The 26,895-nt window shown below is 69.7% G+C and carries 27 protein-coding genes and 2 tRNA genes; 11 read left to right on the top strand and 18 right to left on the bottom strand.

The window, feature by feature from the left end:
- The first annotated feature begins 34 nt into the window (after positions 1 to 34).
- The gene (valS, locus tag DDE18_RS17775) at positions 35 to 2,659 is read left to right on the top strand and encodes a valine--tRNA ligase (RefSeq protein ID WP_116573622.1); all 2,625 of its coding nucleotides are present in this window, start codon (positions 35 to 37) and stop codon (positions 2,657 to 2,659) included.
- 15 nt (positions 2,660 to 2,674) lie between these two features.
- Here the strand turns inward: valS and DDE18_RS17770 are convergent, their stop codons facing one another.
- The 12 genes from DDE18_RS17770 to DDE18_RS17715 form a co-directional block, all read right to left on the bottom strand.
- Complete coding sequence (locus tag DDE18_RS17770; RefSeq protein WP_116573621.1) at positions 2,675 to 3,340, bottom strand: hypothetical protein; 666 nt, start codon at positions 3,338 to 3,340, stop codon at positions 2,675 to 2,677.
- Between the two features lie 111 nt (positions 3,341 to 3,451).
- Positions 3,452 to 4,735, bottom strand: a complete 1,284-nt coding sequence (clpX, locus tag DDE18_RS17765) for an ATP-dependent Clp protease ATP-binding subunit ClpX (protein ID WP_116573620.1) — start codon at positions 4,733 to 4,735, stop codon at positions 3,452 to 3,454.
- A 133-nt stretch (positions 4,736 to 4,868) separates the two neighbouring features.
- Positions 4,869 to 5,477: an ATP-dependent Clp protease proteolytic subunit gene (locus DDE18_RS17760; RefSeq protein WP_116573619.1), complete on the bottom strand. Its 609-nt coding sequence runs from the start codon at positions 5,475 to 5,477 to the stop codon at positions 4,869 to 4,871.
- Positions 5,478 to 5,480: 3 nt separating this feature from the next.
- Positions 5,481 to 6,098, bottom strand: a complete 618-nt coding sequence (locus DDE18_RS17755; protein ID WP_116573762.1) for an ATP-dependent Clp protease proteolytic subunit — start codon at positions 6,096 to 6,098, stop codon at positions 5,481 to 5,483.
- A gap of 192 nt (positions 6,099 to 6,290) precedes the next feature.
- A complete protein-coding gene (locus DDE18_RS17750; RefSeq protein ID WP_116573618.1) occupies positions 6,291 to 7,466 on the bottom strand; it encodes an alpha/beta hydrolase in 1,176 nt (391 codons plus the stop codon).
- Between the two features lie 138 nt (positions 7,467 to 7,604).
- Positions 7,605 to 8,996 (bottom strand): trigger factor, encoded by a 1,392-nt coding sequence (gene tig, locus DDE18_RS17745; RefSeq protein ID WP_165821220.1) that lies wholly within the window; start codon positions 8,994 to 8,996, stop codon positions 7,605 to 7,607.
- Positions 8,997 to 9,030: 34 nt separating this feature from the next.
- A tRNA-Pro gene (locus tag DDE18_RS17740) sits at positions 9,031 to 9,103 on the bottom strand.
- Between the two features lie 46 nt (positions 9,104 to 9,149).
- A tRNA-Gly gene (locus tag DDE18_RS17735) sits at positions 9,150 to 9,223 on the bottom strand.
- 114 nt (positions 9,224 to 9,337) lie between these two features.
- Positions 9,338 to 10,426, bottom strand: coding sequence for a PP2C family protein-serine/threonine phosphatase (locus tag DDE18_RS17730; RefSeq protein ID WP_116573616.1), 1,089 nt, complete (start codon positions 10,424 to 10,426; stop codon positions 9,338 to 9,340).
- Positions 10,423 to 11,304: an Fpg/Nei family DNA glycosylase gene (locus DDE18_RS17725; protein ID WP_116573615.1), complete on the bottom strand. Its 882-nt coding sequence runs from the start codon at positions 11,302 to 11,304 to the stop codon at positions 10,423 to 10,425. The genes DDE18_RS17730 and DDE18_RS17725 overlap by 4 nt, the downstream gene beginning before the upstream one ends.
- Positions 11,297 to 11,845 (bottom strand): ribose-5-phosphate isomerase, encoded by a 549-nt coding sequence (locus DDE18_RS17720; protein ID WP_116573614.1) that lies wholly within the window; start codon positions 11,843 to 11,845, stop codon positions 11,297 to 11,299. Before DDE18_RS17720 ends, DDE18_RS17725 begins: the two co-directional genes overlap by 8 nt.
- 22 nt (positions 11,846 to 11,867) lie before the next feature.
- A complete protein-coding gene (locus DDE18_RS17715; protein WP_245916840.1) occupies positions 11,868 to 12,428 on the bottom strand; it encodes an LURP-one-related family protein in 561 nt (186 codons plus the stop codon).
- Positions 12,429 to 12,460: 32 nt separating this feature from the next.
- Between DDE18_RS17715 and DDE18_RS17710 the strand changes: the two genes are divergently transcribed.
- On the top strand, positions 12,461 to 12,811 hold the full coding sequence (locus DDE18_RS17710) for an MGMT family protein (protein WP_116573612.1): 351 nt from the start codon (positions 12,461 to 12,463) through the stop codon (positions 12,809 to 12,811).
- On the opposite strand, the gene metG is transcribed toward DDE18_RS17710, so the two are convergent.
- Both metG and DDE18_RS17700 read right to left on the bottom strand, forming a co-directional pair.
- Positions 12,801 to 14,618 (bottom strand): methionine--tRNA ligase, encoded by a 1,818-nt coding sequence (gene metG, locus DDE18_RS17705; protein WP_116573611.1) that lies wholly within the window; start codon positions 14,616 to 14,618, stop codon positions 12,801 to 12,803. The genes DDE18_RS17710 and metG overlap by 11 nt on opposite strands.
- Before the next feature lie 77 nt (positions 14,619 to 14,695).
- Positions 14,696 to 15,295 (bottom strand): mycothiol-dependent nitroreductase Rv2466c family protein, encoded by a 600-nt coding sequence (locus DDE18_RS17700; RefSeq protein WP_116573610.1) that lies wholly within the window; start codon positions 15,293 to 15,295, stop codon positions 14,696 to 14,698.
- A gap of 59 nt (positions 15,296 to 15,354) precedes the next feature.
- Between DDE18_RS17700 and pepN the strand changes: the two genes are divergently transcribed.
- Positions 15,355 to 17,898: an aminopeptidase N gene (gene pepN / locus DDE18_RS17695; RefSeq protein ID WP_116573609.1), complete on the top strand. Its 2,544-nt coding sequence runs from the start codon at positions 15,355 to 15,357 to the stop codon at positions 17,896 to 17,898.
- Positions 17,899 to 17,989: 91 nt separating this feature from the next.
- Here the strand turns inward: pepN and DDE18_RS17690 are convergent, their stop codons facing one another.
- On the bottom strand, positions 17,990 to 18,379 hold the full coding sequence (locus tag DDE18_RS17690) for a DUF5130 family protein (RefSeq protein WP_116573608.1): 390 nt from the start codon (positions 18,377 to 18,379) through the stop codon (positions 17,990 to 17,992).
- Positions 18,366 to 18,722, bottom strand: a complete 357-nt coding sequence (locus DDE18_RS17685; protein ID WP_116573607.1) for a hypothetical protein — start codon at positions 18,720 to 18,722, stop codon at positions 18,366 to 18,368. Before DDE18_RS17685 ends, DDE18_RS17690 begins: the two co-directional genes overlap by 14 nt.
- A gap of 55 nt (positions 18,723 to 18,777) precedes the next feature.
- Between DDE18_RS17685 and DDE18_RS17680 the strand changes: the two genes are divergently transcribed.
- Complete coding sequence (locus tag DDE18_RS17680; RefSeq protein ID WP_116573606.1) at positions 18,778 to 19,761, top strand: mechanosensitive ion channel family protein; 984 nt, start codon at positions 18,778 to 18,780, stop codon at positions 19,759 to 19,761.
- Here DDE18_RS17680 and DDE18_RS17675 read toward each other — a convergent pair.
- Positions 19,747 to 20,175 carry an OsmC family protein gene (locus DDE18_RS17675; RefSeq protein WP_116573605.1) on the bottom strand — a complete coding sequence of 143 codons (429 nt, stop codon included), beginning with the start codon at positions 20,173 to 20,175 and terminating at the stop codon, positions 19,747 to 19,749. The genes DDE18_RS17680 and DDE18_RS17675 overlap by 15 nt on opposite strands.
- 83 nt (positions 20,176 to 20,258) lie before the next feature.
- Between DDE18_RS17675 and DDE18_RS17670 the strand changes: the two genes are divergently transcribed.
- From DDE18_RS17670 to DDE18_RS17655, 4 genes are all read left to right on the top strand, one after another.
- Positions 20,259 to 20,651 (top strand): globin, encoded by a 393-nt coding sequence (locus tag DDE18_RS17670; RefSeq protein ID WP_116573604.1) that lies wholly within the window; start codon positions 20,259 to 20,261, stop codon positions 20,649 to 20,651.
- A 602-nt stretch (positions 20,652 to 21,253) separates the two neighbouring features.
- Entirely contained in the window at positions 21,254 to 21,484 is a 231-nt protein-coding gene (locus DDE18_RS17665; protein WP_116573761.1) for a hypothetical protein, read from the top strand.
- A gap of 55 nt (positions 21,485 to 21,539) precedes the next feature.
- Positions 21,540 to 21,995: a DUF1579 family protein gene (locus DDE18_RS17660; RefSeq protein WP_116573603.1), complete on the top strand. Its 456-nt coding sequence runs from the start codon at positions 21,540 to 21,542 to the stop codon at positions 21,993 to 21,995.
- Positions 21,996 to 22,487: 492 nt separating this feature from the next.
- Entirely contained in the window at positions 22,488 to 22,976 is a 489-nt protein-coding gene (locus DDE18_RS17655; RefSeq protein WP_116573602.1) for a hypothetical protein, read from the top strand.
- 150 nt (positions 22,977 to 23,126) lie between these two features.
- On the opposite strand, the gene DDE18_RS23060 is transcribed toward DDE18_RS17655, so the two are convergent.
- The gene (locus DDE18_RS23060; protein ID WP_165821188.1) at positions 23,127 to 23,279 is read right to left on the bottom strand and encodes a hypothetical protein; all 153 of its coding nucleotides are present in this window, start codon (positions 23,277 to 23,279) and stop codon (positions 23,127 to 23,129) included.
- 200 nt (positions 23,280 to 23,479) lie between these two features.
- Here DDE18_RS23060 and DDE18_RS17650 point away from each other — a divergent pair, with 200 nt between their 5' ends.
- The 3 genes from DDE18_RS17650 (at position 23,480) to DDE18_RS17640 (ending at position 26,551) form a co-directional block, all read left to right on the top strand.
- Positions 23,480 to 23,983: a nuclear transport factor 2 family protein gene (locus tag DDE18_RS17650; protein WP_133241259.1), complete on the top strand. Its 504-nt coding sequence runs from the start codon at positions 23,480 to 23,482 to the stop codon at positions 23,981 to 23,983.
- Between the two features lie 27 nt (positions 23,984 to 24,010).
- Positions 24,011 to 25,639 carry a helix-turn-helix transcriptional regulator gene (locus tag DDE18_RS23795; protein ID WP_116573600.1) on the top strand — a complete coding sequence of 543 codons (1,629 nt, stop codon included), beginning with the start codon at positions 24,011 to 24,013 and terminating at the stop codon, positions 25,637 to 25,639.
- Positions 25,640 to 25,840: 201 nt separating this feature from the next.
- Positions 25,841 to 26,551: an alpha/beta fold hydrolase gene (locus DDE18_RS17640; protein ID WP_116573599.1), complete on the top strand. Its 711-nt coding sequence runs from the start codon at positions 25,841 to 25,843 to the stop codon at positions 26,549 to 26,551.
- Positions 26,552 to 26,895 lie beyond the last annotated feature (344 nt).

The raw sequence follows: 26,895 nt of genomic DNA, 5'->3' as shown, positions 1-26,895 counted from the left end.
CGCGGCTCCGGAGCACACTCCTAGACTCAGGCGCATGAATGAGACCCCCACGCCGACCCAATCCGGGGCACAGCCCACGACGACGAATGCTCCTGCCGTCGTCGTACCGGACAAACCGGCGCTGGAGGGGCTCGAGGACACCTGGGCAGCGCGCTGGAAGGAGCGGCGCACCTACGCCTTCGACCGCACGAAGCCCCGCGAGGACGTCTACTCCATCGACACGCCCCCGCCCACCGTCAGCGGCAGCCTGCATGTGGGCCACGTCTTCTCCTACACCCACACCGACCTGATCGCCCGCTACCAGCGGATGGCAGGCAAGTCGGTCTTCTACCCGATGGGCTGGGACGACAACGGCCTGCCGACCGAGCGCCGCGTCCAGAACTACTTCGGCGTCCGCTGCGACCCGAGCCTGCCGTACGACGCGGACTTCACCCCGCCCGAGAAGCCGGACCCTAAGAAGCAGATCCCGATCAGCAGGCCCAACTTCATCGAGCTGTGCGAGCGGCTGGTGGAGGAGGACGAGAAGATCTTCGAGCAGCTCTGGCGCACGCTCGGCCTCTCCGTCGACTGGGACATCAGCTACACCACCGTCGGCCGGAAGGCCCAGAAGGTCAGCCAGACCGCGTTCCTGCGCAACTTCGCCCGGGGCGAGGCCTACCTTCAGGAGGCTCCGACCCTCTGGGACGTCACCTTCCAGACGGCGGTCGCCCAGGCCGAGCTCGAGGCGCGCGACTACCCCGGCCACTACCACCGCGTCGCCTTCCACAAGCCCGACGGCAGCCCGGTCCACATCGAGACGACCCGCCCGGAGCTGATCCCGGCCGTCGTCGCGCTGATCGCCCACCCCGACGACGAGCGCTACACCGGGCTGTTCGGCACCACCGTCACCTCGCCGGTCTTCGGCGTCGAGATCCCGGTCCTCGCGCATGCCGCGGCCGAGCCCGACAAGGGTGCCGGCATCGCGATGTGCTGCACGTTCGGTGACCTCACCGACGTGATGTGGTGGCGTGAGCTGCAACTGCCGGTCCGCATGGTCGTGGGCCGCGACGGGCGGCTGCTCCGCGAGACCCCGGAGTGGCTGGCGGCCGAGCCTGCTGCCACGGCGTACGCCGAGCTGGCCGGCAAGACCACCTTCAGCGCGCGCGAGGCGATGGTGGCCCTGCTGCGCGCCTCCGGGGACCTGGTCGGCGACCCGACGCCCACCCAGCGGATGGCGAACTTCTACGAGAAGGGCGACAAGCCGCTCGAGATCGTCGCCACCCGCCAGTGGTACATCCGCAACGGCGGACGCGACGCCGGCCTGCGCAAGGAGATGATCGAGCGCGGCGCCGAGATCGACTGGCTGCCCCCGCACATGCGGCACCGCTACGACAACTGGGTCGGCGGCCTCAACGGCGACTGGCTGATCAGCCGCCAGCGCTTCTTCGGCATCCCCTTCCCGGTCTGGTACCCCCTCGACGCCGAGGGCGAGCCCGACTACGCCCACCCGCTGCTGCCGAGCGAGGCGGAGCTGCCGATCGACCCGTCGACCCACGCACCACGCGGCTACGACGAGGACCAGCGCGGCAAGCCCGGGGGCTTCGTCGGCGACCCGGACGTGATGGACACCTGGGCCACGTCCTCGCTCACCCCCCAGATCGCGGGCGGCTGGCTCGAGGACGAGGACCTCTTCGGCCGCGTCTTCCCGATGGACCTGTGCACGCACGCGCACGAGATCATCCGCACCTGGCTGTTCAGCCGCGTGGTCCGGTCCCACTTCGAGCACGGGGTCGTGCCGTGGCACACCGCGATGATCTCCGGCTTCATCGTGGACAAGGACCGCAAGAAGATGTCCAAGTCCAAGGGCAACGCGATCGTCCCCGACGAGATCCTCGCCAAGTACGGCGCGGACGCCGTCCGCTGGCGGGCCGCCATCGCCCGGCCGGGCCTGGACTCGCCCTTCGACGAGTCGCAGATGAAGGTCGGCCGGCGACTGGCCATGAAGGTCCTCAACGCCTCGAAGTTCGTCCTCGGCAACGTCGGGGCCTCCTCGCTCGACCACTTCGCCGTCAGCGAGCCGATCGACTGCGCCCTGCTGGGTCGTCTCGAGGTCGTGACCCGCAAGGCGACGGAGGCCTTCGATGCCTACGACTACACCACCGCGCTCGAGGTCACCGAGAAGTTCTTCTGGGAGTTCTGCGACGATTTCCTCGAGCTGGTCAAGGAGCGGGCCTACGACGCCGACGGTGGCGCCGCGACGGCCTCGGCGAAGGCGACCCTGGCGATCGCGCTGCACGTCCAGCTCCGGCTGCTGGCGCCGTTCCTGCCCTACGTGACCGAGGAGGTCTGGTCGTGGTGGCAGGAGGGCTCGGTGCACACCGCGTCGTGGCCGACGGCCGCCGACCTGGGAGCCGCCGCTGCGGCTGACCCCGCGGTCGTCGACGCGGTCGCCGCCGCGCTGATCGGCATCCGCGGCGCCAAGTCGCAGGCCAAGGCGTCCATGCGCGCGGAGCTCTCGCGGGTCGAGGTCTCGGGCCCCGCGGACGGGATCGCCGCCGTCGAGAGCGCCGCCGACGACCTCAAGCGCGCCGGCAGGATCACCGGCGAGCTCGTCTTCACGACGGTCGAGGACGCCACGGACATCTCCGTCCAGGCGGAGCTGGCGCCCACCAGCGACTGAGCTCTCGCGCCCGGGTCAGCCCTGCTGGCCCGGGGCGCTCGCCTGGGATGCCTCGTCGGCAGCCTTCTCGCTCTCCTGGGCCACCTCCTCGGCAGCCTTCTCGCCCTCGTGGGTCGCGTCGTCCTGGGCCTTCTCGGCCTGCTTGGCAGCCTCCCGCACCTCGACGGTCGGCGGCTCGGCCTCCTTGACCGCCTTGGCGGCCTCCTCGGAGTACTTCTCCGCCTCTTCCTGGGCCTTGGCGCCCTGCTCCTGCTTCGCAGCCTGCTCGGCCGCCTTCTCGGTGCCCTGCGGCTTCGCGTCGTCGACCGGTTGGGGCTGAGGCGTGGAGATGGAGAGCGGGACGGTGAGGACGGGGGTCGGCGCGACCACAACCGCGTGGGTGGGCACGGCGACGGCCACCGCAGAAGGGGTCTCTGCGGGGCGGACGGGGCGGGCCTTCACCGTCGGCTTCGCGGCGGGCATGTCCTCCCGCGCCGTCGGGTCGACCTGGGCACCGTCGACGGTGGAGACCGTCAGGGCGGGAGCAGCGCCACCGGCCGCGGGGGGCGCGGCGACCGCGGTCGGCGACGGGGGGCGCAAGTCCAGCAGGGCGTCACTGCGGATCGCGTGTCCCAGCATCAGCATGCAGAGCATGCTGACGGCGACGAACGCGAAGAGCGGGCGTTTGTGCTCGCGACTCACGGAGGGGCCTCCCGAGATTGTGGTCGGTCCCATTGTCGGGGGTCGGCCGCCGGTCCGAACCAGTCGGCGGCGAATTTGGTCAGAAGTGACTAGATCTGAGCGTGCTTCAGATCACGCGGACTTCTTCTTCTTGGTCTCGGCCTCGCGGGGCAGCATCGTGGGGGCCACGTCGTCGAGGACCACCTCGCGGGTGATCACGACCTTGCCGACGTCCTCACGCGAGGGCACCTCGTACATCACGTGGAGGAGCACCTCCTCGATGATCGCGCGGAGCCCGCGGGCGCCCGTGCCGCGCTCGAGCGCCTTGTCCGCGATCGCCTGCACGGCGTCATCGCTGAACTCGAGCTCGACGCCGTCGAGGTCGAAGAGCTTCTGGTACTGCTTGACCAAGGCGTTGCGGGGCTCGGTCAGGATCTGCACGAGGGCCTCCTGGTCGAGCTTGTTGACGCTCGCGATCAGCGGCAGCCGCCCGATGAACTCGGGGATCAGTCCGAACTTGGTCAGGTCCTCGGGGCGCACCTGGGCGAGCAGGTCCTCGGCGTCCCGCTCGGCCTGTCCGCGGACGTCGGCGGTGAAGCCGAGCGACTTCTTGCCGACCCGCTGCTCGATGATGTGCTCGAGGCCGGCGAACGCACCACCCACGATGAAGAGGATGTTGGTGGTGTCGATCTGGATGAACTCCTGGTGCGGGTGCTTGCGGCCGCCCTGCGGAGGCACCGAGGCGGTGGTGCCCTCGAGCATCTTCAGCAGCGCCTGCTGCACGCCCTCTCCGGAGACGTCACGGGTGATCGAGGGGTTCTCCGCCTTGCGGGCCACCTTGTCGATCTCGTCGATGTAGATGATGCCGGTCTCGGCCTTCTTCACGTCGTAGTCGGCCGCCTGGATCAGCTTGAGGAGGATGTTCTCGACGTCCTCACCGACGTAGCCGGCCTCGGTGAGCGCGGTGGCGTCCGCGATCGCGAACGGCACGTTGAGCATCCGGGCCAGCGTCTGGGCGAGATAGGTCTTGCCGCACCCGGTGGGACCGATCACCAGGATGTTGGACTTCGAGACCTCGACGCTCTCGTCCTTGCTGTGCTTGCCACCGACCGGCTGGAGGCCCGCCTGGACCCGCTTGTAATGGTTGTAGACCGCGACGGCGAGCGACTTCTTGGCGTGCTCCTGCCCGATCACGTAGGCATTGAGGAACTCGAAGATCTCGCGAGGCTTGGGCAGCTCGTCGAGGCTGACCTCGGAGCCCTCGGCGAGCTCCTCCTCGATGATCTCGTTGCAGAGCTCGATGCACTCGTCGCAGATGTAGACGTTGGGCCCGGCTATGAGCTTCTTGACCTGTTTCTGGCTCTTCCCGCAGAAGTTGCACTTCAGCAGGTCGCCGCCGTCACCGATACGTGCCACGGGCTTGGTCCTCCGGTCCTCCTGCCGGGCGCGGGGACCCGGCGTTGCAAGCTCCTCGACGGTACCCCGAGCCGGCTCCCCGGGGGAGCCGGACACGGGGCCTCGTCGCGATCATCATCTGTGTGTGGCTGTGTCAGGCGAGTGCCGGGGCACCCTTGCGGGACTCGATCACGGCATCGATCAGGCCGTACTCGACCGCCTGCTCGGCGGTCAGGATCTTGTCGCGCTCGATGTCGCGGCTGACCTGCTCGATGTCCTTGCCGCTGTGGTCGCTGATCATCTTCTCGAGCAGCTCGCGCATCCGGATGATCTCGTTGGCCTGGATCTCGATGTCCGAGGTCTGGCCGAACGTGCCCTCGGTGTAGGGCTGGTGGATCAGGATGCGGCTGTTGGGCAGCGCCATCCGCTTGCCCTTGCTGCCGGCCGCGAGCAGGATCGCGGCGGCCGAGGCGGCCTGGCCGAGGCAGACCGTCTGCACGTCGGGCTTGATGAACCGCATCGTGTCGTAGATCGCGGTCAGCGCGGTGAACGACCCGCCCGGGCTGTTGATGTAGATCTGGATGTCCTGGTCGGGGTTCATCGACTCCAGGCACATCAGCTGGGCCATGACCGCGTTGGCCACGTCGTCGCTGATGGGCGTGCCGAGGAAGATGATGCGCTCCTCGAAGAGCTTGGCGTAGGGGTCGATGCGGCGGAAGCCGTAGGACGTCCGCTCCTCCCACTGCGGGATGTAGTAGTTCATGCGTCAGTCCTTCGTGGAGGAGTTGGTGCGGGCCGGGCGACCCTCGTCGGCGGCCTCGCGGGCGCTGGTCACGACCTTGTCGATGAAGCCGTACTCGAGCGCCTGGTCGGCCGTGAACCAGCGGTCCCGGTCGGCGTCGGCGATCACCTGGTCGAGCGCCTGGCCGGTGTGCGACGAGATCAGCTCGAGCAGCACCTTCTTGATGTGCAGCGACTGCTGGGCCTGGATCTTGATGTCGGAGGCCGAGCCACCCATGCCCGACGAGGGCTGGTGCATCATGATCCGTGCATGGGGCAGCGCGTAGCGCTTGCCCTTGGTGCCGGCGCACAGCAGGAACTGGCCCATGGAGGCGGCCAGGCCCATCCCGACGGTGGCCACGTCGTTGGGGATGTAGTTCATGGTGTCGTAGATCGCCATGCCGGCATCCACGGAGCCACCGGGTGAGTTGATGTGCAGGAAGATGTCTGCCTCGGGATCCTCCGCCGACAGGAGCAGCAGCTGGGCGCAGATCGCGTTCGCGTTCTGGTCGCGGACCTCCGAGCCGAGGAACACGATGCGCTCGCGGAGCAGCCGCTGGTAGATGTGGTCGTCGAGGCCGTAGGAGGGCGCACCACCGTTCATCTCCGGCGAGAGTGCGGGGCTGGAGTTCTGGTTCACGCTGGCGACACTAGCCCGAAGGTCGGACAGTTCCACGCGTGAACCGCCCCTGTTCGCCCACAGCGGATTCGGGTGGCGGGGACGCTCCTCAGCCCTCGACCGCGTGGTCGGGCGGGGCGGCGACGGTCGTCTCTGTCCGGAGCTCACGCTCGGCACTCATGACAGCCACTCCTCGAGGTGCGCGTGCACCTGCGGATGGTTGAGCAGGTCGAAGTGACCCGCGCCCGGAAGGTGCAGCACGTCAGCCCCCGGGAAGAGGTCGACGCGGCGACGACCGCGGCCCTGGGCCGAGGGCACGCGCACCAGCCCGTCCCCGAGGAAGGCCCCGACCGGGTTGAGCGGCGAGACCGTCACCGAGCCGCTGACCAGCCGGTAGCGGGCCCTCGGCAGGGGCGGCACGTCTTCGGCGAGGCCCTCAACGAGGTCGCGGACGCCGGCACTGCGCTGGTCGAGGATCCGGCCGAAGGCGGCCGACTCCGGGAGCCAGCCGAGTCGCGAGCTGCTGCGTCCCACGAAGGCCGCCAGCGGCGCCCCGAGGTGCGGGGTGCCGAGACAGACGACGTCGGACACGAGCCCGGACCACGGCTCGTCAGCCTCGGTGCGGACGGTGGACGCGGCCCTGATCACGAGGCCGCCCATCGAGTGTCCGACGAGCGCGATCCTCTCGACGGGGACGGGCCACGCGTCGGTCAGCTCCTGGAGCAGCCCCGCGAGGAAGGCGCCGTTGGCCCGCACCGGGAGCCCGGTGTTGGCCCGGAGCGCCACAGGTGTCCAGCCCCGGGAGGCGAGGGCCTCGGGGTAGGTCGTACCCAGGCGGTCGCGATGCAGGTGCCAGCGGGTCTCGTCCTCGCACAGGCCGTGCACGAAGACGGCCACCAGCCCGGTGGTGTCCGGGAACGCCGCAGCCAGTTCCGGGGTCACCGGCCGCACGTCGCGTCCGGCGACCCGCACCGCCATCGGGATCGACCACCGGGGACGCTCCCTGTCGAGCCGGTCGCCGATGAGGCCGTTGACGGCGGAGTGCAGGAAGCGTCCGCGCGGATCCGCCTCCAGGCGCGGGTCCGCCTCGAGGGCGGCGGCCCGGTCGAGGCCGGCGCTCGTGGCACGCAGGGCGAGGCCGAGGCCGGCGTACACGCTCGAGACGATCGTGCGGTGCAGCGAGCCGGGCACGGCACCCGCGTCCAGGGTCGGCTTCCTCAACAGCCCGTGGACGCGGTCGACGACCGCCAGGTGGGTGTCGCGCGCGGTGCCGACGACCAGGTCGTCGGCCACCTCGGCGAGCAGCGAGAGCGCGTCCAGGACGCCGGGACCGGGCACTGCCTGGGTGGACATGGCAGCAGACTAGCCGGTTGAGTGCACGGGTGTGCACTCACTCGTCGCGCGGCGTGGCGGCGTCCACAGAGCTGGGCCGGCCAGAGATGACGACGGCGCCCGCCCCACACCGGGGACGGGCGCCGTCGCGCGTCGGGCTCAGGCCTCGGAGGGCTCCTCCGCGGGCTGCTCGGCCGGGCTCTCGTCCTCGGCCACCGGCTCGCCGATGGTGCCGTCGGGACGCAGGTTCTTCAGCTCGACCACGTTGCCCGAGGCGTCCTTGACCACGGCCGACTCGACGATCGTCGCGAGCGCCTTGCCGCGGAGGATCTCCTGCACGAGGTCGGGGATGTGGTTGTGCTCGAACATGTGGTTGGCGAATTCCTGCGGGTCCTGGCCGGACTGCTGGGCGCGCCGCACGAGGTGGCTGGAGAGGTCGGCCTGGTCGACGCCGAGCTCCTCCTTCTTCGCGATCGCGTCGAGGATGAACTGGGCCGTGATGGCGTCGCGGACGCGACGCTCGAGCTCGGACTCGAACTCCTCGGGCGTCTGGCCCTCGTCCTCGAGGTACTTCTCCATCGTGAGGCCGGCGTACATCAGCTGCTGCTCGACGTTCTGGCGGCGGGCGTTGAGCTCGTCGGTGACCATGGTCTCGGGCAGGGGGATCGAGACCTTCTCGAGGACGGCCTCGAGGACGGCGTCGCGCGCGGCGGCGGCCTGCTCGAGGCGCTTGCCGCGGCTGAGTCGCTCACGCAGGTCGGCGGTGAACTCCTCGGCGGTGTCGAACTCCGAGGCCATCTGGGCGAACTCGTCGTCGAACTCGGGGAGCTGCTGCTCCTGGACACCCGTCACCTTGACGGTGACCTCGACGTCCTGGCCCACCAGGTCGCCGCCGACGAGCTCGGACGTGAAGGTCTTCTCGTCGCCGGCCTTCATGCCGACCAAGGCCTCGTCGAGGCCGTCGATCATGCCGCCGCGGCCGACCTTGTAGGACATGCCGGTGACCTCGCCGCCCTCGACGGTCTCGCCCTCCTGGGCCGCCACGAGGTCGATGGTAACGAAGTCGCCCTCGGCGGCCTCGCGGTCGACGTCGACCAGGGTGCCGAAGCGCTCACGAAGGGCCTGCACCTGCTCCTCGAGGTCCGCATCGGTCACCTCGACGTCGTCGACCTGGGCCTCCACGCCCTCGTAGTCCGGCAGCTCGAAGTCGGGCTTGATGTCGACCTCGGCGGTGAACTCCAGCGCCTCGTTGTCCTCGAGGCGAGTCACCTCGATGTCGGGCTGGTCGAGCGGCTCGAGGGAGTTGGCCTGGAGGGCCTCGACGTACTTCTGCGGAAGCACCTCGTTCACCGCCTCGCTCAGGACGGCCGCGCGGCCGACCTGCCGGTCGATCACCGCAGGCGGGACCTTGCCCCGGCGAAAGCCGGGAACGTTGATCTGCTGGGCGATCTTCTTGTACGCCGCGTCGAGGCTCGGCTTGAGCTCCTCGAAGGGCACCTCGACGGTCAGCTTGGCCCGGGTCGGGCTCAAGGTCTCGACGGCGCTCTTCACAGGTGTGTCTCCTCTTGTCTGGTGAGTGGTGCAGTCGGGGCGACAGGACTCGAACCTGCGGTCTCCTGCTCCCAAAGCAGGCGCGCTAGCCACTACGCTACGCCCCGCCAAGTGGGCCCCTTCCGCCTCCGCGAGAGCCGGGAGCGACCTGCTTGGAGCGGATGACGGGAATCGAACCCGCGTAGCCAGTTTGGAAGACTGGGGCTCTACCATTGAGCTACATCCGCACGCACGAGGGCTCCGCCCCCGTGGGTGCGGTTGCGGCGCCTTTTATGCGGTGTCATCGTGCCACACCGCCGGTCGTCGCCCACAACCGAGGCCGCCCGTGGAACGGGCCGCGATCAGCGCCGGTGGACCAGCAGCAGCGCGCGGTCGTCGTTGCGCGAGCCCAGCGCGTCGATCAGGCGCGCCGCCCCGCCCTCGAAGTGACCGCGGAGCAGCCGCTCGGCCTGGCCGAGCATGCGGTCGATGCCCAGCCCGATGTCGCGGTGCGGAGCCTCGACCAGCCCGTCGGTGTAGAGCAGCAGGGCGTCTCCCGGGCGCATCTCGCCCACGACGCACTCGTACTCGGCGCCCTCGATCAGGCCGAGCACCGGCCCTTCGGCCTCGAGCACCGACCACCGGCCGGAGCCGGCATTGCGCAGGGCGGCCGGCGGGTGGCCTGCCGAGCGCACGGCGTAGCGCCCGGTGCGCAGGTCGAGCGAGAGATGGACCGCCGTGGCGAAGCCCTCCTCCCAGTCCTGGCGCAGCAGGAACTCGTTGGCCGCCGACAGGAACTCCTCCGCGGGCAGGGCACCCAGTAGCCCGCCCATGGCGCCCGACAGGAGGAGCGCCCGGGTGCCGGCACCCTCCCCCTTGCCCGAGACGTCGACGACGGCGACGTTGAGGTGGTGGTCGTCGCGGGCGGCGACCACGAAGTCCCCGGCGAACTTGGTGCCCCCCGCCGAGCGCAGCTCGCTCGCGGCGTACCACTGGTTGGGCAGGGGCGGGATGCCGCCCTGGCGCTGGATGCGGTCACGCAGGTCGACCAGCATCTCCTCGCCCTGGAGGCCGCCCACGCCCAGCCGGGACCGGCGGAAGGAGGTCAGCAGGATGTAGAGGCCGAGGAGGAAGATCGCCAGCACGGTCACCCCGATGCGGGGATTGATCTCGGGCTGGGCGGGCACCAGGCCCGCGAGCACCATCATCACGAAGACCACGAACCACGGCAGCTCGCGCGGGCCCAGGACGAGGCTGGAGACCGCCATCGGGACGGTGAGCAGCATCAGCGGGGCGAAGTCCGGGGCCAGCAGGATCGCGGCGCCCGCGGCGAGCGTCAGCACGACCAGGAAGACGAGCATCCGCTCGCGCCCGAGCGCCAGGCGCGTGCCGCTGAACCGTCGGGTCGTCACCGACACGCCGGACAAGCGGGCGGCTCGGGTCAACGTCATGTCCTCGGTCCTGGGGGTGCGGGTGAGGACGACTTTACGGCGCGCGAACGGAACGTGGGCTGGCAGCGCGGGCACCAGAAGAGATTGCGTCCGGCGAGCACCTCGGTGCGCACCACCGAACCACAGACGTGGCAGGCCCGGCCCGTGCGCCGGTAGACGTAGACCTCGCCGCCGTGGTCGTCCACGCGGGGCGGCCTGCCCATCGCCTCGGGCGTGTGCTGGGGCCGCACGGTGTCGATCCGCCCCGTGCGGACGCCGTCCGCCATCAGCTCGACGAGGTCGTCCCAGATCGCCCGGAACTGGCCGGACCGCAGGCTACGGCCCGGCCGCCTGGGGTCGATCCGGTGCCGGAAGAGCACCTCGGCGCGGTAGACGTTGCCGACTCCTGCGACGACCGACTGGTCCATCAGCAGGTCGCCGATCGAGCGGCTGCTGCGCGAGATCCGCCGCCAGGCCCGCGCGGGGTCGGCGTCGGGCCGCAGGGGGTCGGGGCCCAGGCCGGCGACGACCTCCTCGACGCGGGCCCGGGTGACGAGGTCGCACTGGATGGCGCCGCGCAAGTCGGCGTACGACGCGTGGTCGCCGTCGACCGTCGAGACCCGCAGCCGCACCTGTCCGACCGGCGGCGGGACCTCGGCGACGTCGCAGTGGACGTCGAACGTGCCGATGAGGCCGAGGTGCACGTGCACGAATCGCTCACCGGCGAACTCCAGGAACAGGTGCTTGCCGGCGGAGTCGGCGCCGACGCACTCCGCGCCGTCCAGTGAGGCCGCGTCGGCGGCGAAGCGGCCCTGCGGGCTCGACACCCGCACCCCCCGCCCGCCGAACGCGGCGGTGAGGTCGAGGGCCAGGCGTCGGAGGGTGTGCCCCTCAGGCATGTGGGGGCAGGTCGCCCTCGCCACCGACCCGGTCGACCATCGTGCGACCGTGGAGCGCGGACTCGGGCAGCGGCGGCAGCTCCCTGGTCTGCTCGTAGTCCGCCATCATCGTGATGCGGCGCACGTGGCGCTCATCGCCCGGGAAGTCGGTGGTGAGGAAGACCTCGACGAAGCGGGTCATGTCCTCGAGCGAGTGCATCCGGCCGCCGACGGACACGACGTTGGCGTCGTTGTGCTCGCGTGCGAGCACCGCGGTCTCCTCCGACCAGACCAGGGCGCAGCGGATGCCGGGCACCTTGTTGGCCGCCATCTGCTCGCCGTTGCCGGAGCCGCCGATCACGACGCCGAGGCTGTCCAGGCCCTCCGCACGCTCGGCCGCGACGCCGTCGGCCGCCCGCAGGCAGAAGACCGGGTAGTCGTCGAGGGCGTCGTAGACGAAGGGACCGTGGTCGACGGCCTCGTAGCCGCGGTCGACCAGCCAGTTCAGCAGGTGGTCCTTGAGCTCGAGGCCCGCGTGGTCGGAGCCGAGGTGTACGCGCATGGCGTCAGTGTTCCAGAATCCGTCACCGAGCCATCAGGGCGTCGACGGCCACGGACACGGCGGCCGCCAGCCGGAAGTCCACGCGCGGGTCCGGCACCGTGACCCGGTAGGTGTCGCGCATCGCGAACTTCCGCTCCACCGAGATCAGCGGCGCGCCCTGCGGGTCGACGAAGTCGAAGTGGATGGGCAGGAAGTCCACGTCGGTGAACCGGCGCAGCAGTGCGACCGGCATGCTGCGCTCCCGGCCGGTGCCGGTGACGCCGGGCCCCTCGAGGTGGAAGGTCGAGCGCAGCAGGCTGGCCCCGAAGTCCTTGCGGAAGAAGCCGAGGGGCGCGCCCGACTCGTCGGTGACGTCGTAGCCGGCGTTGAGGTCGAGGCGCTGGCGGGCGCGGAAGGCGAACACCGGCCGGGCCTTGGTGTCGTCCTCGAAGAAGGTGACCTGCTCGCGGAACGTCATCCGCTTCTGCTCGGCGAACGCCATCAGGCGCCCCTGGGCGTCGGGCACGCGGACCTCGTAGCGGTTGACCATCAGCGTCAGCCGCTGACGGAGGACGAACTCGGGGACGTACATCTCGGCGGTCACGGGGACGAATCTACTGGGGCCATGATGTGCGCATGGACGACCTCGTTGCCGAGCTCGTGCTCCGCGCGGCCGAGCAGGTCCCGCGGGGCCGCGTCGCGTCGTACGGCGACGTCGCGGGCCTGGTGGGCACCGGACCCCGCCACGTCGGCGCGATCATGAGCCGGCTCGGCTCGGACGTGCCCTGGTGGCGGATCACCAACTCCTACGGCGACCTGCCCGCCCACCTGCGCGACGAGGCCCGGCCGCGCTGGGCGGACGAGGGCATCACCTGGAAGCCCAACGGCCTCGGCTGCCGGATCGCCGACTTCCGCTGCGACCTGGTGCAGCTGGCCGACGACTGGGAGCGCGCGACCGCCGGCCTCGGCGGCGACGTCAGCCGCTGACCCGGGCCAGCTCCTCCTCGACCACCGAGGGATCGAGCTTGGTGAAGACGGGCGTGGGCTTGTCCACCTTCGTGCCGGGCACGACCGCGCGCGACTCCCAGGCCGGCGTGGCCGTGTAGTCGCCGGTGATGACCGGATACGTCACGAGGCCGGCGCCGCTGTCCGGCTCGAGCTCGTCGACCTCCTCGATCCGCGGCATCGGGATGAGCTCGCCCTCGCCTCCGAGCACCGCGTGCACCTTGTTGGCGGCGTGCGGCAGGAAGGGCGCGAGCAGCGTGTTGCAGTCGCTCACGCACTGCACGGCGACGTGGAGGACGGTCGCCAGTCGCTCGCGCTGGGAGTCGTCCTTCATCTTGTAGGGCTCGGTGACGGTGAGGTACTTGTTCACCTCGCCGACGATCCGCATCGCCTCCGCGATGCCCGCACGCAGCTTGTGCCGGCCGAGCAGCGCGCCCACGGACCCGAAGCCGCCGCGGACGGTGGCGAGGACGGCCTCGTCGACCTCCTCGAGGGGACCGCATTCGGGGATCTCGCCGAAGTTCTTCGCGACCATGGTGGCCGTGCGGTTGACGAGGTTGCCCCAGCCCGCGACCAGCTCGGAGTTGTTGCGCTGCACGAACTCGGCCCAGGTGAAGTCGGCGTCCGAGGTCTCCGGGCCGGCGGCGCAGATGAAGTAGCGCAGCGGGTCGGGACCGTAGCGCTCGAGCACGTCGCGGACGAGGATCACGTGGCCGCGGGACGTGGAGAACTGCCTGCTCTCCATCGTCATGAACTCGCTGGAGACGACCTCGGTCGGCAGGTTGAGCTCGCCGAACGTGCCGGGCTCGCCGCCCTTGTCGCCCGATCCGGAGTAGGCCAGCAGCTCTGCCGGCCAGATCTGGGAGTGGAAGACGATGTTGTCCTTGCCCATGAAGTAGTAGGACAGCGCCTCCGGGTCGTTCCACCAGTCGCGCCACCTCTCCGGGCTGCTTCCCTCGGTCTCGGCCAGCCGGCGGGCCCACTCGATGGAGGCGGAGAGGTAGCCGATCACGGCGTCGAACCACACGTAGAGCCGCTTGGTGGGCTGGTCCTCCCAGCCCGGGACCGGGATGCCCCAGTCGATGTCGCGGGTCATCGCCCGCGGCCGGATCTCCTTGAGGATGTTCTGGGAGAACTTGATGACGTTGGGCCGCCAGGTGCCGCTCGACTCGCGCTCGTCGAGCCACTCCCCCAGCGCACCGGCGAGAGCCGGCAGGTCGAGGAAGTAGTGCTGGGTGTCGACGAATGCCGGGGTCTCGCCGTTGATCTTCGAGCGCGGGTCGATCAGGTCGGTGGGGTCCAGCTGGTTGCCGCAGTTGTCGCACTGGTCGCCCCGCGCCTCGGCGTACTTGCAGATCGGGCAGGTGCCCTCGATGTAGCGGTCGGGCAGCGTGCGGCCGGTCGACGGGCTGATCGCGGACTTCGTGGTCTGCTCGACCATGTAGCCGTTGTCTCGCACGGTCGTGAACATCTCCTGCACGACGCGGTAGTGGTTGCCCGTCGTCGTGCGGGTGAAGAGGTCGTAGGACAGGCCGAGCGCCGCCAGGTCCTCGACGATGACCCGGTTGTTGCGGTCGGCGAGCTCCCTGGCGGTGACGCCCTCCTTGTCGGCCGTGACCAGGATCGGCGTGCCGTGCTCGTCGGTGCCGCTGACCATGAGCACGTCGTGTCCGGCCATCCGCATGTAGCGGGAGAAGACGTCGGAGGGCACGCCGAAGCCGGCCACGTGGCCGATGTGGCGCGGGCCGTTGGCATACGGCCAGGCGACTGCTGAGAGGACACGACTCATGGCTCGATCCTAGTGAGCAGGCGCCGCCGGGCCTTCGGCGCCCGAGTGGTCTCGACTTCGCTCGACCAGCCGGTGCGTCAGCTGAAGTCGAGCTCTCCCGTGCGCGAGCGCTTCAGCTCGTAGAAGTAGGGCACGTTCGCCAGCAGGACGCACCCGTCCCACAGCCGGCCGGCCTCCTCGCCGCGCGGGATCTTCGAGAGCACGGGGCCGAAGAACGCCGCGCCCTCGACGTGGATGGTCGGCGTGCCCACGTCGTCGCCGACCGCGTCCATGCCCTCGTGATGGCTCTTCACCACGACCTCGTCGATCCCGTCGTTGTCCCAGGCGTCGATCAGGTCGGCGTCCATCCCGGCGTCGGCGAGCGCCGCCTCCGCCATCTCGCGGGTGAGGCCGGCCTGCTCGTGGTGGATGCGCGTGCCCATCGCGGTGTAGAGGTCGAGCAGCCGCTGGTTGCCGTGGCGCTCCTCCGCGGCGACGCACACCCGCACCGGCCCCCAGGCCGGCTCCAGCATCTTGCGGTAGTCCTCGGAGATGTCCTTGTCCTTGTTGAGGTAGGCGAGGCTCATCACGTGCCACGTCGTGTTGATGTCGCGCACCTGCTCGACCTCGAGCATCCACCGGGAGCTGATCCACGCGTACGGGCAGAGCGGGTCGAACCAGAAGTCGGCCTTGGTCATACCCGACACGATGTCACAGCGGTTGGTCGCCGTTGTGACCCGAGTGACATGATCCCCCCATGCCTGGAACCAACCTGACCAGGGACGAGGCGGCCACCCGCGCCGCCCTCCTGGACGTCACGTCGTACTCCATCGACCTGGACCTCACGACGGGCGACAAGACCTTCGGATCGACCACCACGCTGCGCTTCACGTGCACTGAGCCGGGAGCCTCGACGTTCGCCGACCTGGTCGACGCGACCGTCCACGAGATCACGCTCAACGGACGCCGCCTCGACCCCGCGACGGCGTACGCCGACTCCCGCATCGCCCTGGACGGCCTGGAGGCTGACAACACGCTGGTGGTGCGCGCCGACTGCACCTACAGCAACTCCGGCGAGGGCCTGCACCGCTTCGTGGACCCCGCCGACGACCGCGTCTACCTCTACTCGCAGTTCGAGGTGCCCGACGCCCGCCGCGTGTTCACCACCTTCGAGCAGCCCGACCTGAAGTCCCGCTTCACGTTCACTGTCACCGCCCCCGACCACTGGGTCGTCGTGTCCAACGCGCCCACCCCCGAGCCTGAGTCGCTGGGCGGCGGCAGGGCGGTGTGGCGGTTCCCCGAGACCAAGCCGATGTCGACCTACATCACCGCCGTCGTGGCCGGTGAGTACCACGCGGAGTTCGACACCTACGTCGGCAAGTACGGCGAGATCCCGCTGGGCCACTACTGCCGCCAGTCGCTCAAGGAGCACCTCGACACCGACGTGCTGGTCGAGCTGACCAAGCAGAGCTTCCAGTTCTTCGAGGAGCAGTTCGACTACCCCTACCCGTTCGGCAAGTACGACCAGCTCTACGTGCCGGAATACAACATGGGCGCGATGGAGAACGCCGGCTGCGTGACCCTGCGCGACGAATACCTCCCCCGCTCCCGCCAGCCCCGCTCGTTCTTCGAGTTCCGCGCCTCGGTGATCACCCACGAGATGGCGCACATGTGGTTCGGCGACCTGGTGACCATGAAGTGGTGGGACGACCTGTGGCTCAACGAGTCGTTCGCCGAGTGGGCCTGCTACTGGTGCGAGGCCGAGGCGACCGAGTACACCGACGCCTGGACCGGCTTCGCCAATGCCCGCAAGCAGACCGGCTACCGCGCCGACCAGCTGCCGTCGACCCACCCGATCGCGGCCGACAACGTCGACCTCCACGCCGTCGAGGTCAACTTCGACATGATCACCTACGCCAAGGGCGCGTCGGTGCTCAAGCAGCTCGTCGCCTGGGTGGGCCTCGAGCCGTTCCTGGCGGGGCTGCGCGACTACTTCAAGGACCACGAGTACGGCAACTCCGAGTTCAAGGACCTGCTCGCCGCACTCGAGCGCTCCTCGGGCCGCGAGCTCGAGTCCTGGGCGCAGGAGTGGCTGCAGACCGCGGGCGTCAACACGTTGAAGCCCGCCTTCGAGCTCGACGAGACCGGCGCCTACTCCTCGTTCCGGGTAGTGCAGTCAGCCCACCCCGACTGGCCGACCCTGCGCCGGCACCGCCTCGGCATCGGCCTGTACGACGCGGGTGAGGACGGCGCCCTGGTGCGCCGTGAATACCTCGAGGTGGACGTCGAGGGCGAGTCGACCAAGGTCGAGAAGCTGATCGGCACCAAGCAGCCCGACCTGCTGCTGCTCAACGACGAGGACCAGGCCTACGCCAAGATCCGGCTCGACGAGCGCTCCCTGCGTACGGCGATCGAGGGCCTCTCCCGCCTCGACGACTCGCTCGCCCGGGCCCTCGTGTGGGGCGCGGCGTGGGACATGACCCGCGACGCCGAGATGCCGACCACGGACTTCATGCGGCTGGTGCTGGCCAACATCGGCCAGGAGACCGACGCGTGGGGCGTCACCCGGATCCCCGCGTCGACCGGCATGGCGGTGCGCTTCTACTCCGCGCCGGAGCACCGCGAGGCGCTGCGCGCCGAGTGGGAGCAGGGCCTCCGCACCCTGCTGCTCGAGGCGGCTCCCGGCAGCGACCACCAGCTCACCTTCGCCCGGTCCTACGCCGCCGCTGCCCACAGCGAGCAGGCCGTCGCCGAGTTGAAGGGCCTGCTCGACGGCTCGTTCACCGTCGAGGGACTCGCTGTCGACCAGGACCTGCGCTGGGGCCTGCTCGAGGCCCTCGCGGGGCTCGGCGAGATCGGCGAGGCCGAGATCGACGCCGAGCTCGAGCGCGACAACACCATCTCCGGGAAGGAGAAGGCCGCGGCCGCCCGGGTCGCGCAGCCCACCGCCGAGGCCAAGGCCGCCGGCTGGGCCGCGATCCTCGACCCGGCCACGCCGAACGAGACGTCCCGCGAGATGGTCATGTCGATCTTCCGCTTCGGCCAGGAGGAGCTGGCGCGCGAGTACGTCGAGAAGTTCCTCGAGGCCGCCGAGACGTGCCTGGACACCCTCGGCTTCCACAAGGGGTCCGTGGTCCTCGAGCTCGGCTTCCCCCGGGCGGCCTGCTCCCCCGAGGTCGTGGCTCGCCTCGACGAGTGGCTGGCCACGTCGACGGCCCCCAAGGCCGCGAAGCGCTACGTCAGCGAGGCCCGTGCCGACCTGGCCCGGGCGCTCGCCGCACAGGCCTGCGACGCCGGCTGAGCGGCGTACCCCACCAGATGACGCCCGGTGACCGTGAGGTCACCGGGCGTCTGCCGTGTTCAGCGTCTGCCGTGTTCAGCGTCTGCCGTGTTCAGGAGTCGGCGTGCAGGGTGTGCTGCGGGCGGGCGTGCTCGGCGAGCATGGCGAGGCCGCGCTTGAGGCCGGCGGCCAGCTCGCCCGCGGCGAAGGCGGTCCGCATCTCGAGGACCGCGAGCCTGACCTCGGCGTCGGTGAGGTGGCGACGCACCTCGCGGCCGGTGACGACCTCGATGACGCGAGCCGTCGGGTCCACCATCAGCAGGATGCTGCGCGAGGGCGCGACGAGGCGGTTGTGCAGCTGGGTGGCGAAGGCACGCGGGTCGTCGCCCTGGACGGTGCCGACGAACACCGAGAACTCGAAGCGGGCGAGCTGCTCCGCCTTGCGGATGGCCTCGTCGACGGCCTGACGGTCCTGGTCGGTCAGCAGCTCACCAGCGGCCACTGGCCCCGCCTGCCTGCGAGGTCTCGTCGTCGGGGGCGGGGAGCTCCTGGGTGCCCTGGCGCGGGCCGCCGAACCACTGGTCCTCGATAGCTGCCGGGCCCGGTGTGAGCTTCTCGCCGCGCATCATCGCGGGGAGGTAGACCAGCGTCGCGATGCCGACGAAGAGCAGGAGGGGCACGCCGGCGAGCAGCAGCAGCGCATACAGCGAGTCCACGTCCTCCGGGTTGCTCCAGCCCTCGGGCACGTCGGCGTGGGCGGGCGCGGTCAGCAGCGCGAGGCCGACACCGGCGATCAGCACGGATGCGCGGGTGGCGCGCCTGGCGAACGAGTCGAGCGTGGTCACGGCGCACACGATATCGCGGCTTGGGTCTCGGCCTGACTTCGCCATACTGGCGGGCATGTGGGACTTGAGCCTGGCCGACCGATGCGACGAAGACGAGCAGATCTGCACCTGGGTCTACGAGGAGACGTCCAACCAGACGGCCGCCACCCTGGCCGACTGGCTGGTCGGCGCACCGCTGGCCCTGCTCGGGCTGCTCACCCTCGGGGTCGTCGCCCGCTGGCTGCTGCACCGGCTGGTCGACCGCGTCGTCCGCAGGGCCGAGGCCGGCGTGCTGCCCGACCGCCTCACCCGGGCGTTCGACTCCGCCGGAGCCGCCCGCCGCGTGCAGCGGGCCCAGGCGATGGGGTCGCTGCTCAACAGCGTCATCACCGGCCTGGTGTTCGCCGTCGTCCTCACGATGATGCTGAGCGAGCTCGGCGCCAACATCGGCCCGATCATCGCCAGCGCCGGCATCCTCGGCGTCGCGCTCGGCTTCGGCGCCCAGAGCCTGGTCAAGGACTTCCTGTCCGGCATCTTCATGATCTTCGAGGACCAGTACGGCGTGGGCGACGTGGTCGACGTGGGCGAGGCCTCCGGCACCGTGGAGGCCGTCAGCCTGCGGGTCACCCGCCTGCGCGACGTCAACGGCACCGTCTGGTACGTCCGCAACGGCGAGATCCTGCGCGTCGGCAACATGAGCCAGAACTGGGCGCGCAGCGTCCTGGACGTGAGCGTCTCCTACGACGCCGACCTGGTGAAGGTACGCCGGGTGCTCCAGGAGGTCGCGCACGACCTCTGGGAGGACGAGGCCTTCCGCGGCCTCGTCATCGAGGAGCCCGAGGTGTGGGGCGTGGAGTCGCTCGGCATCGACGGCGTCACCGTGCGCGTCACCCTCAAGACCGCGCCGATGGAGCAGTGGGCCGTCGCCCGCGAGATGCGTGAGCGGATCAAGGCCCGCTTCGACGCCGAGGGCATCGAGATCCCATTCCCCCAGCGGGTGGTCTGGCACCGGGACGTGCCGGCCCCACCCGCCGGGGACAACGGATCAGGAGGCCAGTGACGCCTCGAAGGTGATCTCGACGCCCTTGAGCGCCTGGCTGACGGGACAGCCGTCCTTGGCGCCCTCGGCGGCCTTGACGAAGTCCTCCTCCGAGATGCCCGGCACGACGCCGGTCACGGTCAGGTGGCTCGTGGTGATGCCCTCGCCGGGCACGAAGGTCACGTCGGCCTTGACGTCGAGCGAGGTCGGCGGGGTGCCGGCCTTGTCCAGCGCGTTCGAGAACGCCATGCAGAAGCAGGCCGAGTGGGCGGCCGCGATGAGCTCCTCGGGGCTGGTGGTGCCGTTGGGCTCCTCCGTGCGGGCGGGCCAGGACACGTCGTACGTCCCGATGCCGGAGGACGCGAGGGTCACCTGACCGGCACCTTCGAACAGACTGCCCTCCCAGTGGGCCTGAGCGGTGCGGGTTGCTGCCATGGGTTCTCTCCTGTGGTCGCGGTTCGTCGGTCGGTCCGAGTGTTCCACGCCCGATTGGGACTGCGCACCGAGGTGCTAGCACAATGGTCCGCGTGAGCACCTTCTACGACGAGATCGGCGGCGAGGAGACGATCCGTCGCATCGTGAAGGTCTTCTACGAGGGCGTGGCAGGAGACGAGGTCCTGCGGCCTCTCTATCCCGAGGAGGACCTCGGTCCCGCCGAGGAGCGCTTCGCGCTGTTCCTGATCCAGTACTGGGGCGGCCCGACGACGTACTCCGACAACCGCGGCCACCCGCGCCTGCGGATGCGACACGCGCCGTTCGCGGTGACGCCTCGCGCGGCCGAGCGCTGGCTGGTCCACTTCCGCGCCGGGCTCGACGCCGTCGACCTGACGCCCGAGCAGGACGCGCAGTTCTGGGACTACGTCACCCACGCCGCCCAGTTCATGGTCAACACCCTCGAAGACCCGGTCTGACCCGCGCGGGCCTAGGATCGGCCAGGTGAGCCGACGATGAGCAAGATGGACGACCTGCGCGCCATGCGAGAGGCCCGCTACGCGCGAGCGACGGCGGGCACCACGAAGCCCCCCGCCTCCCCGAGGCCGGCGTTGAGATCGGCCCCCAAGCAGGTCGAGGACACCCCCCGCTCCGGTCCCCGAGGCCGTGGAGGAGCAGCTCTGCGGCCACCGCAACATGAGCGGCCGCACCTGCACGCGCGAGGCCGGGCACGCGGCGAAGAGCCACCGCTACACGTGAGCGCCCGCTGGCTCGCGGGTCATTCGCGGAAGGCCTCTGCGCACTCCTCGTCGACGAGGGCCCTGAGCCGCGCCGCCAACCCGCCGATGTCGACCGGCCGGCCGCCCACGAGCAGGTAGGCCCTCATGGGTCGCTCAGCGACCCCGGTTGAGAAGGACCGTCAGCACGATCGACAGCACGACGGAGACCAGGATCATGAGCAGGCAGCCGACCGCTCCGCCGACGGGTCTGATCTGGAGCGGGCTCACCGCGGTGAGGTACCCATGAGGTCCCGGCGGCTATCCCGCCGTGGGCGATGATGGAGGTCGACAGGGAGGTCGCCATGGCAAAACCCGAGCAGCCACTCCGCCTCGTCGTCGACGGCGAGGTCTTCGACGTCAAGACGGATCCCGACCAGCCCGGGGTCTACCACTACGACTGGGTGAGCGGGCGGCACCACTACGGCTTCAGCAGCAGCCGCTCCGATCGTGCCGAGGAGAGCATGGCCGGGCACGAGGATGCGATCCGGAGCTTCCTCGCCCAGATCAACCCTGCGACGGGCTACATCGACTGAGCCTCGCTCAGCCGGCCCAGACACCAGGAACGCCTGGAGTAGATAGAGTCCCGTCATGGACTACGCCTCGCTCGTGGGTGACTGGTCCGGTACGTGCGGATTCCGCCTGCTGCCCTCCGAGGGCTTCGCCGAGGCGCCGGCCACCGCGCGGCTGGAGACGGCGGCTGCCGACCACACGCTCCTGATCCGATACACCTGGCGCCATCCCGAGGACGGCCCCGCGGACGGCGTGCTGCTCGCCGGATCGCCCGACGACTCCGGAGAAGTGGTCGTCGCCTGGACGGACAGCTGGGGCCAGTCCCCCAACCCGATGATCCTGCGCGGGGAACAGGACGGCGGCACGCTGTCTGTCCATGGGAGCTATCACGACGAGTGGGGCTGGGAGATCGACATCGCCGGCGACCAGTCAAGCCTGACCATCACGATGCGCAACGTCGTACCGGCGGGCGGCAGCGACGGCCTGGCCGCGGGACGGTACGAGAGCCAGATCGCCCGCTTCACCCGCCGTTGACGCGGGGGGACCAGCGCGCGCGATCTCCTCCGCCGTCGCGGTGGGTGCCTCGGCGTGTGGCCGGTCCCCGCCCACGGGTGCGCCATCTGCGGATCGCCCGCAGCCACCGCCGCGGCCCAGAAACATCGAAGCCACAGGTGGCTTGCTGGCGCGGAGCGTTGCCGGTGGTCCCGTCTCTAGAATCGAAGACATGTTCGAAGAAGTGCGCGACGCGTTCCCAGCGGAGCCTGGCGGGGCCTGTGGGAGCGTCGGATGCGTGCGAGCTATCCACCGAAGACCGGCCCTCACCATCGACTACATCCTCGCGGGATGAGCGCAGGCAAACGGCGGTGAGATGCGACCGCTCACGCCGATGAGCGCGCAGTTGTCCGACCAGGCATTGGGACCGCGATGGCGTCGATCGGGTGCTAGGCGGACGATCTGATGACGTCACGCCAGTGCCGCGGCCCGCGGTGTGATTGCATTGCAAGCGGCAAGAGGACGGAGGCTGGGATGGGCATCGTCACGACTGCGGATGACGTGGTCACCGCTCAGGGCACCCCATGGGACGCACCACAGGAGGTTCTGCTCGACCTGCAGGCGAACGGGATTCGGACTGTCAATGGCGATCCCCGGTTCCTAGTTTCGGCCCGGCCGGACGCGAACGGTGTCGTTGAGGAGGACGTTGTCGGCCAAGCGCTCCTGGCTGCCGCTCACCGGCTACAGCAGGTGACCTACGAGGGGACCGAGCTGGACGAGCCCCTGTCGCTGACCGGCGAGTATTACACGCCGAACATGGTCCTCGGCCCTGTCGTCACGGACGACGGTTTTCTGATCTGGGCTGACACGAAGTCGGAGATCCCCATTCCCATGCTCGAGAAGATGACCGAGATCATCGTCCAGGCGCTCGAGCGTGCGGGCGCTTCGGCCCACGTGGCGGCAGGGCCCAAGGGCGTCAACCCGTTTGACTACCCAGCGTGGTCGCCGCCGGTGGCTGGCTAGCCCGATCGCGCGTCTGGAACAGCAAGAGCCGAGCCCGAGACCCGCTCATGCCCCACCGCTCGCGCGTCAGGCGCACGCTACTGCCGCGAATCGCGCGTGGTGACCTGCCTCGTTCGACCCAGCGCGCAGCCCTCGTCGCAGCTAAGCGGCTCAGTCTTCGTCGGCGCCTTCTGCAGGATCCATGGAATGTGCCCGGATCTCGGTTTCGTCGAACTCGGGATCGCCCTCGGCGGGTGCTTCGCTGTGGACGCGGTCTTCTTGGACGTGGTCTTTGTCGCCGTGGTTGCCTGAGATCGCTGACATGTGTGAATCGCCTCGATTCTGGCTGGATCTCTCATGTCCCTGAGTCCAGGGTAGGACGGCGCCGAGCAGCCGACCACGGGCGAAGGCGCCGTTCGCGCGATGACCGTTTACTGCCCTCCCCATTGGGTCAACGATCCCCAACTCCTCGGTCCTCTCGCCCACGCACTCACTCACCGCGGAGCGCGCTCTTGCCGAGATCAGTGGAATTGCTGACCACTCCATGCGGGCGGATCGTCAATCCGCCCGATGTGGCAGCCGGTTCCCACTTCCTATCGTCGCTCTATAAGCACGCCCGAGCGATGGAGGACATCATGAGCAGCCACCCGAATGTTGCGGTCATTGACCGGATGACCCAGGCGATCGTCGAAAACGACCGCGAGACCCTAAGCCGCATCTTCACCGAGGACATGGTCTTCCACGGCCGTGGTCCGGTTCCGTTCGCAGGCGACCACTACGGAGTCGACGGCTTGCTGGCAGCCCTTGGCACCGTCTTTGAGCTGACCGACGGGGATGTGAAGCTCGAGCAGTTGTTCTGCCTGGCTGAGGACGAATGGGGGACGGAGTGGGAACACGCCGTCTTTGGCCGCAACGGGCAGACGTTGGAGATGAATGACGCCTTCGTCTACCGGTTCGACGATGGTCGAATCCGCGAGATGTGGTTCATCGCGGCCGGGCCAGCCGAGGCGGCATCGTTCTGGGCATAGGCGGCGTGTTCGCGCGACACTGAGCCCATGGGCACCGGCATCGGGCGCGCACGCGAGGCGTTCAACCAACAGGCCTGGCGGCGGGCGTACGACGAGTTGTCGGCGGCCGCAGTCGCGGAGCCGCTCGAGGTCGATGATCTCGAGCGGCTGGCGTCCGCGGCCTATCTCGCCGGACTCAGCGACGAGAGCCGGTCCGCTTGGATCAGCGCGCACGAGAAGTGCGCCCACGTCGGCGACGTTGCACGGGCGGTCCGGTGCGCCTTCTGGCTGGCTTTCGCGCTGTTGAACGCCGGGGACCTGGCGCGCGGAGGCGGTTGGGTCGACCGCGCCCAGCGGCTGCTGGACGACCGCAAGATCGACTGCGTCGAACGCGGTTACCTGCGTTACGCGGCGGCGATGCGCGCGACGTTTTCCGGCGACGTGGGCACCGGGTACGAGGCGTTTCACGCGGCGGCCGAAATCGGCGTCCTCTTCCACGACCCCGAACTCGCAGCGCTGGCACGGATCGGCGAAGGCAGGTGCCTGATCTACCTCGACCGAGTGGACGACGGGGTCGCCCTGCTCGACGAGGGGATGGTCGCCATCGAGGCCAACGACGTCTCGGCGATCGCGATCGGCGATGCCTACTGCACCGCCATCGAGGGCTGCCACGAACTGTTCGACGTACGCCGCGCCGACACGTGGACCGCCGCGCTGGGTCGGTGGGTCGACGGCCAGCCAGAGCTCATGCTGTACCGAGGCCAGTGCCTGATCCATCGCGCCGAGATGCTGTACCTTCGCGGCGACTGGGACGCCGCAGCCGACCAGATCGAGGAGGCTTGCCGACGTCTGGCCGACCCGGTGGGGCACCCGGCACTGGGCGCTGCCGCCTATCTGAAGGGCGACCTGCACCGACTCCGTGGCCAGGACCGTGCCGCCGAGGCTGAGTTCCAACTGGCCAGCGAGCTCGGTCGCGATCCGCAGCCGGGGCTCGCGCTGCTGCGCTTGGCCACGGGAAAGTTCGAGGCGGCCGCCGCCTCCATCCGGAGGGCCTATCACGAGGCCGGCGACCCTATGTCACGCGCGCGACTGGTTGCCGGCTACGTCGAGATCACCCTCGCCAACGGTGATGTCGCCGCCGCGCGGTCTGCCGCCGACGAGCTTGGCACGGTGGCCGGCATGCTCGGACGGCCTCTGCCGACCGCGCTGCACCTGCACGTCCTGGGCGCCGTGCTGCTGGCGGAGGATCAGCCCGAACCCGCGCTGTCCGCCCTTCGGCGAGCGCTGGCCGGGTGGCGCTCGCTGGACGCGACCTACGAGGCTGCCCGCACGCGGATGCTGATCGCAGCCGCGTGCCGAGCAGTGGGTGACGACGACGGTGCCGAGATGGAGCTCGCCGGTGCCATCCCGGTCTTCGATCGCCTCAACGCGGTCCGCGACGGAGCCGCTGCCCGGGCTGGTCTGCACCTCGCACCCCGGCCGTCGAGCGGTCTGACCAGCCGCGAGGAAGAAGTCTTGGCCTACATCGCCAAGGGGCTCACCAACCGTCAGATCGCCGAGCGTCTCGTCGTCAGCGAGAAGACCGTGGCAACCCACGTCGGCCACATCCTCACGAAGCTGGGACTGGCCAGCCGCGCCGCCGCCACCGCCTACGCGTACGAACACGGCCTGCAGTGACCGGGCTCCAGGCGCAGCGGGCGTTTGTGGTCAGTTGCCGAACCGGGCTCGCTCGGAGACGCACGGACATGCCGCTGCGCGGGCGGCGATTGATCGAGTCAGGCCGTGGATCCTTCGCCGGGATGCTCAGCATCGGCATCCCGTGAGATCCCTTGCTGCGCGGCTCATCGGGCGCGATCCTGCTGACCAGGAGGACACGGGATGGCGACCCTTGTGATCGTGCACGGTGCCTGGTCCGGGGCCCATGCGTGGAGATGGATCCGCCCGCTGCTGCGGGATGACGGGCATGACGTCTTCACGCCGTCCCTCACCGGGCTCGGGGAGCGCGCCCACCTGGCCAGCCCCGAGGTCGATCTCGAGATGCATATCCGCGATGTCGTCGGCACGCTGGAGTTTGAAGATCTCCGCGAGGTGATCCTCGTTGGCCACAGCTACGGAGGACCAGTGATAACGGGCGCGGCAGACCGCGTGCCGAGGCGCGTCGCCCGGTTGGTGTACCTCGACGCGGAGGTTCCTCGGGAGGGCGAGACAGTGATGGATCTGTTGCCGCCAGACGAGAGGTCGACATACGAGGAGTCCGCAAAACTACACGGACAGGGCTGGCGCATCCCGCCGCCGCTGCCGGACCCGTTGCCTCCGGACCTCGACCCGGACGTGCAGTGGGCGATGTCGCGAATGGTGCCACAGCCATTACGGACCTTCACGCAGCCGCTGCGCCTGACCGCCGCTGCACCGCCCTTCCGCCAGACGTACGTGCTGCACACCGAGGGCAAGGAGGGGCAGGAGCTTCCCGACTATGTCCAACGGATCCGTGCGGACAAGGACTGGGAATTTGTAGAGTTGGCAGCAGGCCACGCGGCGCACGTCACCGCACCACGGCAACTGGCCAGTCTTCTCATCGGCCTGACATGACGGAACTCGGATTGCCGTCAGAGACGCACTCAGTTGCCGCGTTGAGTGCCGGTCTATTTGTCGCGCATCAGGTGGCAGACCCAGGTCGCAGATCAACTGTCGGATGACACGCTTGGGCACCCGATGCATGGCATGGACCCGACCCAACCGGTCGATCAGGGTGACAGGACGAGTGACACATCGGCTCCCTTCTGTTGTCAACCGGTGGTTTCGAGGGCCCTCTTCCGGGTGGGCGGTCGTGGGCGTAGCGTCGTGGTCGCGGGTCCGGGAAGTGGCTGATCCGAAGTGTCGATGAGCGGGTGAGAGTCGACCGCGCTGGATTCTTGAGACGCCCCGCAGTGCCC

Origin of the sequence: Nocardioides gansuensis (assembly GCF_003076135.1) — a bacterium.
Classification (GTDB): Bacteria; Actinomycetota; Actinomycetes; order Propionibacteriales; family Nocardioidaceae; genus Nocardioides; species Nocardioides gansuensis.
This window is presented reverse-complemented; position numbering and strand designations above follow the sequence as displayed.

Excerpts from the sequence above, each read along its gene's own strand:
- DDE18_RS17750 (WP_116573618.1), bottom strand. The coding sequence starts at position 7,466 with ATGTCCACCCAGGCAGTGCCCGGTCCCGGCGTCCTGGACGCGCTCTCG.
- DDE18_RS17755 (WP_116573762.1), bottom strand. The coding sequence starts at position 6,098 with ATGAACGGTGGTGCGCCCTCCTACGGCCTCGACGACCACATCTACCAG.
- DDE18_RS17655 (WP_116573602.1), top strand. The coding sequence starts at position 22,488 with ATGGGCATCGTCACGACTGCGGATGACGTGGTCACCGCTCAGGGCACC.
- DDE18_RS23795 (WP_116573600.1), top strand. The coding sequence starts at position 24,011 with ATGGGCACCGGCATCGGGCGCGCACGCGAGGCGTTCAACCAACAGGCC.
- pepN (WP_116573609.1), top strand. The coding sequence starts at position 15,355 with ATGCCTGGAACCAACCTGACCAGGGACGAGGCGGCCACCCGCGCCGCC.
- DDE18_RS17675 (WP_116573605.1), bottom strand. The coding sequence starts at position 20,175 with ATGGCAGCAACCCGCACCGCTCAGGCCCACTGGGAGGGCAGTCTGTTC.
- valS (WP_116573622.1), top strand. The coding sequence starts at position 35 with ATGAATGAGACCCCCACGCCGACCCAATCCGGGGCACAGCCCACGACG.
- DDE18_RS17670 (WP_116573604.1), top strand. The coding sequence starts at position 20,259 with ATGGTCCGCGTGAGCACCTTCTACGACGAGATCGGCGGCGAGGAGACG.
- DDE18_RS17640 (WP_116573599.1), top strand. The coding sequence starts at position 25,841 with ATGGCGACCCTTGTGATCGTGCACGGTGCCTGGTCCGGGGCCCATGCG.
- DDE18_RS17725 (WP_116573615.1), bottom strand. The coding sequence starts at position 11,304 with ATGCCTGAGGGGCACACCCTCCGACGCCTGGCCCTCGACCTCACCGCC.
- DDE18_RS17730 (WP_116573616.1), bottom strand. The coding sequence starts at position 10,426 with ATGACGTTGACCCGAGCCGCCCGCTTGTCCGGCGTGTCGGTGACGACC.
- metG (WP_116573611.1), bottom strand. The coding sequence starts at position 14,618 with ATGAGTCGTGTCCTCTCAGCAGTCGCCTGGCCGTATGCCAACGGCCCG.
- DDE18_RS17680 (WP_116573606.1), top strand. The coding sequence starts at position 18,778 with ATGTGGGACTTGAGCCTGGCCGACCGATGCGACGAAGACGAGCAGATC.
- DDE18_RS17710 (WP_116573612.1), top strand. The coding sequence starts at position 12,461 with ATGGACGACCTCGTTGCCGAGCTCGTGCTCCGCGCGGCCGAGCAGGTC.
- DDE18_RS17720 (WP_116573614.1), bottom strand. The coding sequence starts at position 11,845 with ATGCGCGTACACCTCGGCTCCGACCACGCGGGCCTCGAGCTCAAGGAC.
- DDE18_RS17665 (WP_116573761.1), top strand. The coding sequence starts at position 21,254 with ATGGCAAAACCCGAGCAGCCACTCCGCCTCGTCGTCGACGGCGAGGTC.
- DDE18_RS17760 (WP_116573619.1), bottom strand. The coding sequence starts at position 5,477 with ATGAACTACTACATCCCGCAGTGGGAGGAGCGGACGTCCTACGGCTTC.
- DDE18_RS23060 (WP_165821188.1), bottom strand. The coding sequence starts at position 23,279 with ATGTCAGCGATCTCAGGCAACCACGGCGACAAAGACCACGTCCAAGAA.
- DDE18_RS17660 (WP_116573603.1), top strand. The coding sequence starts at position 21,540 with ATGGACTACGCCTCGCTCGTGGGTGACTGGTCCGGTACGTGCGGATTC.
- DDE18_RS17700 (WP_116573610.1), bottom strand. The coding sequence starts at position 15,295 with ATGACCAAGGCCGACTTCTGGTTCGACCCGCTCTGCCCGTACGCGTGG.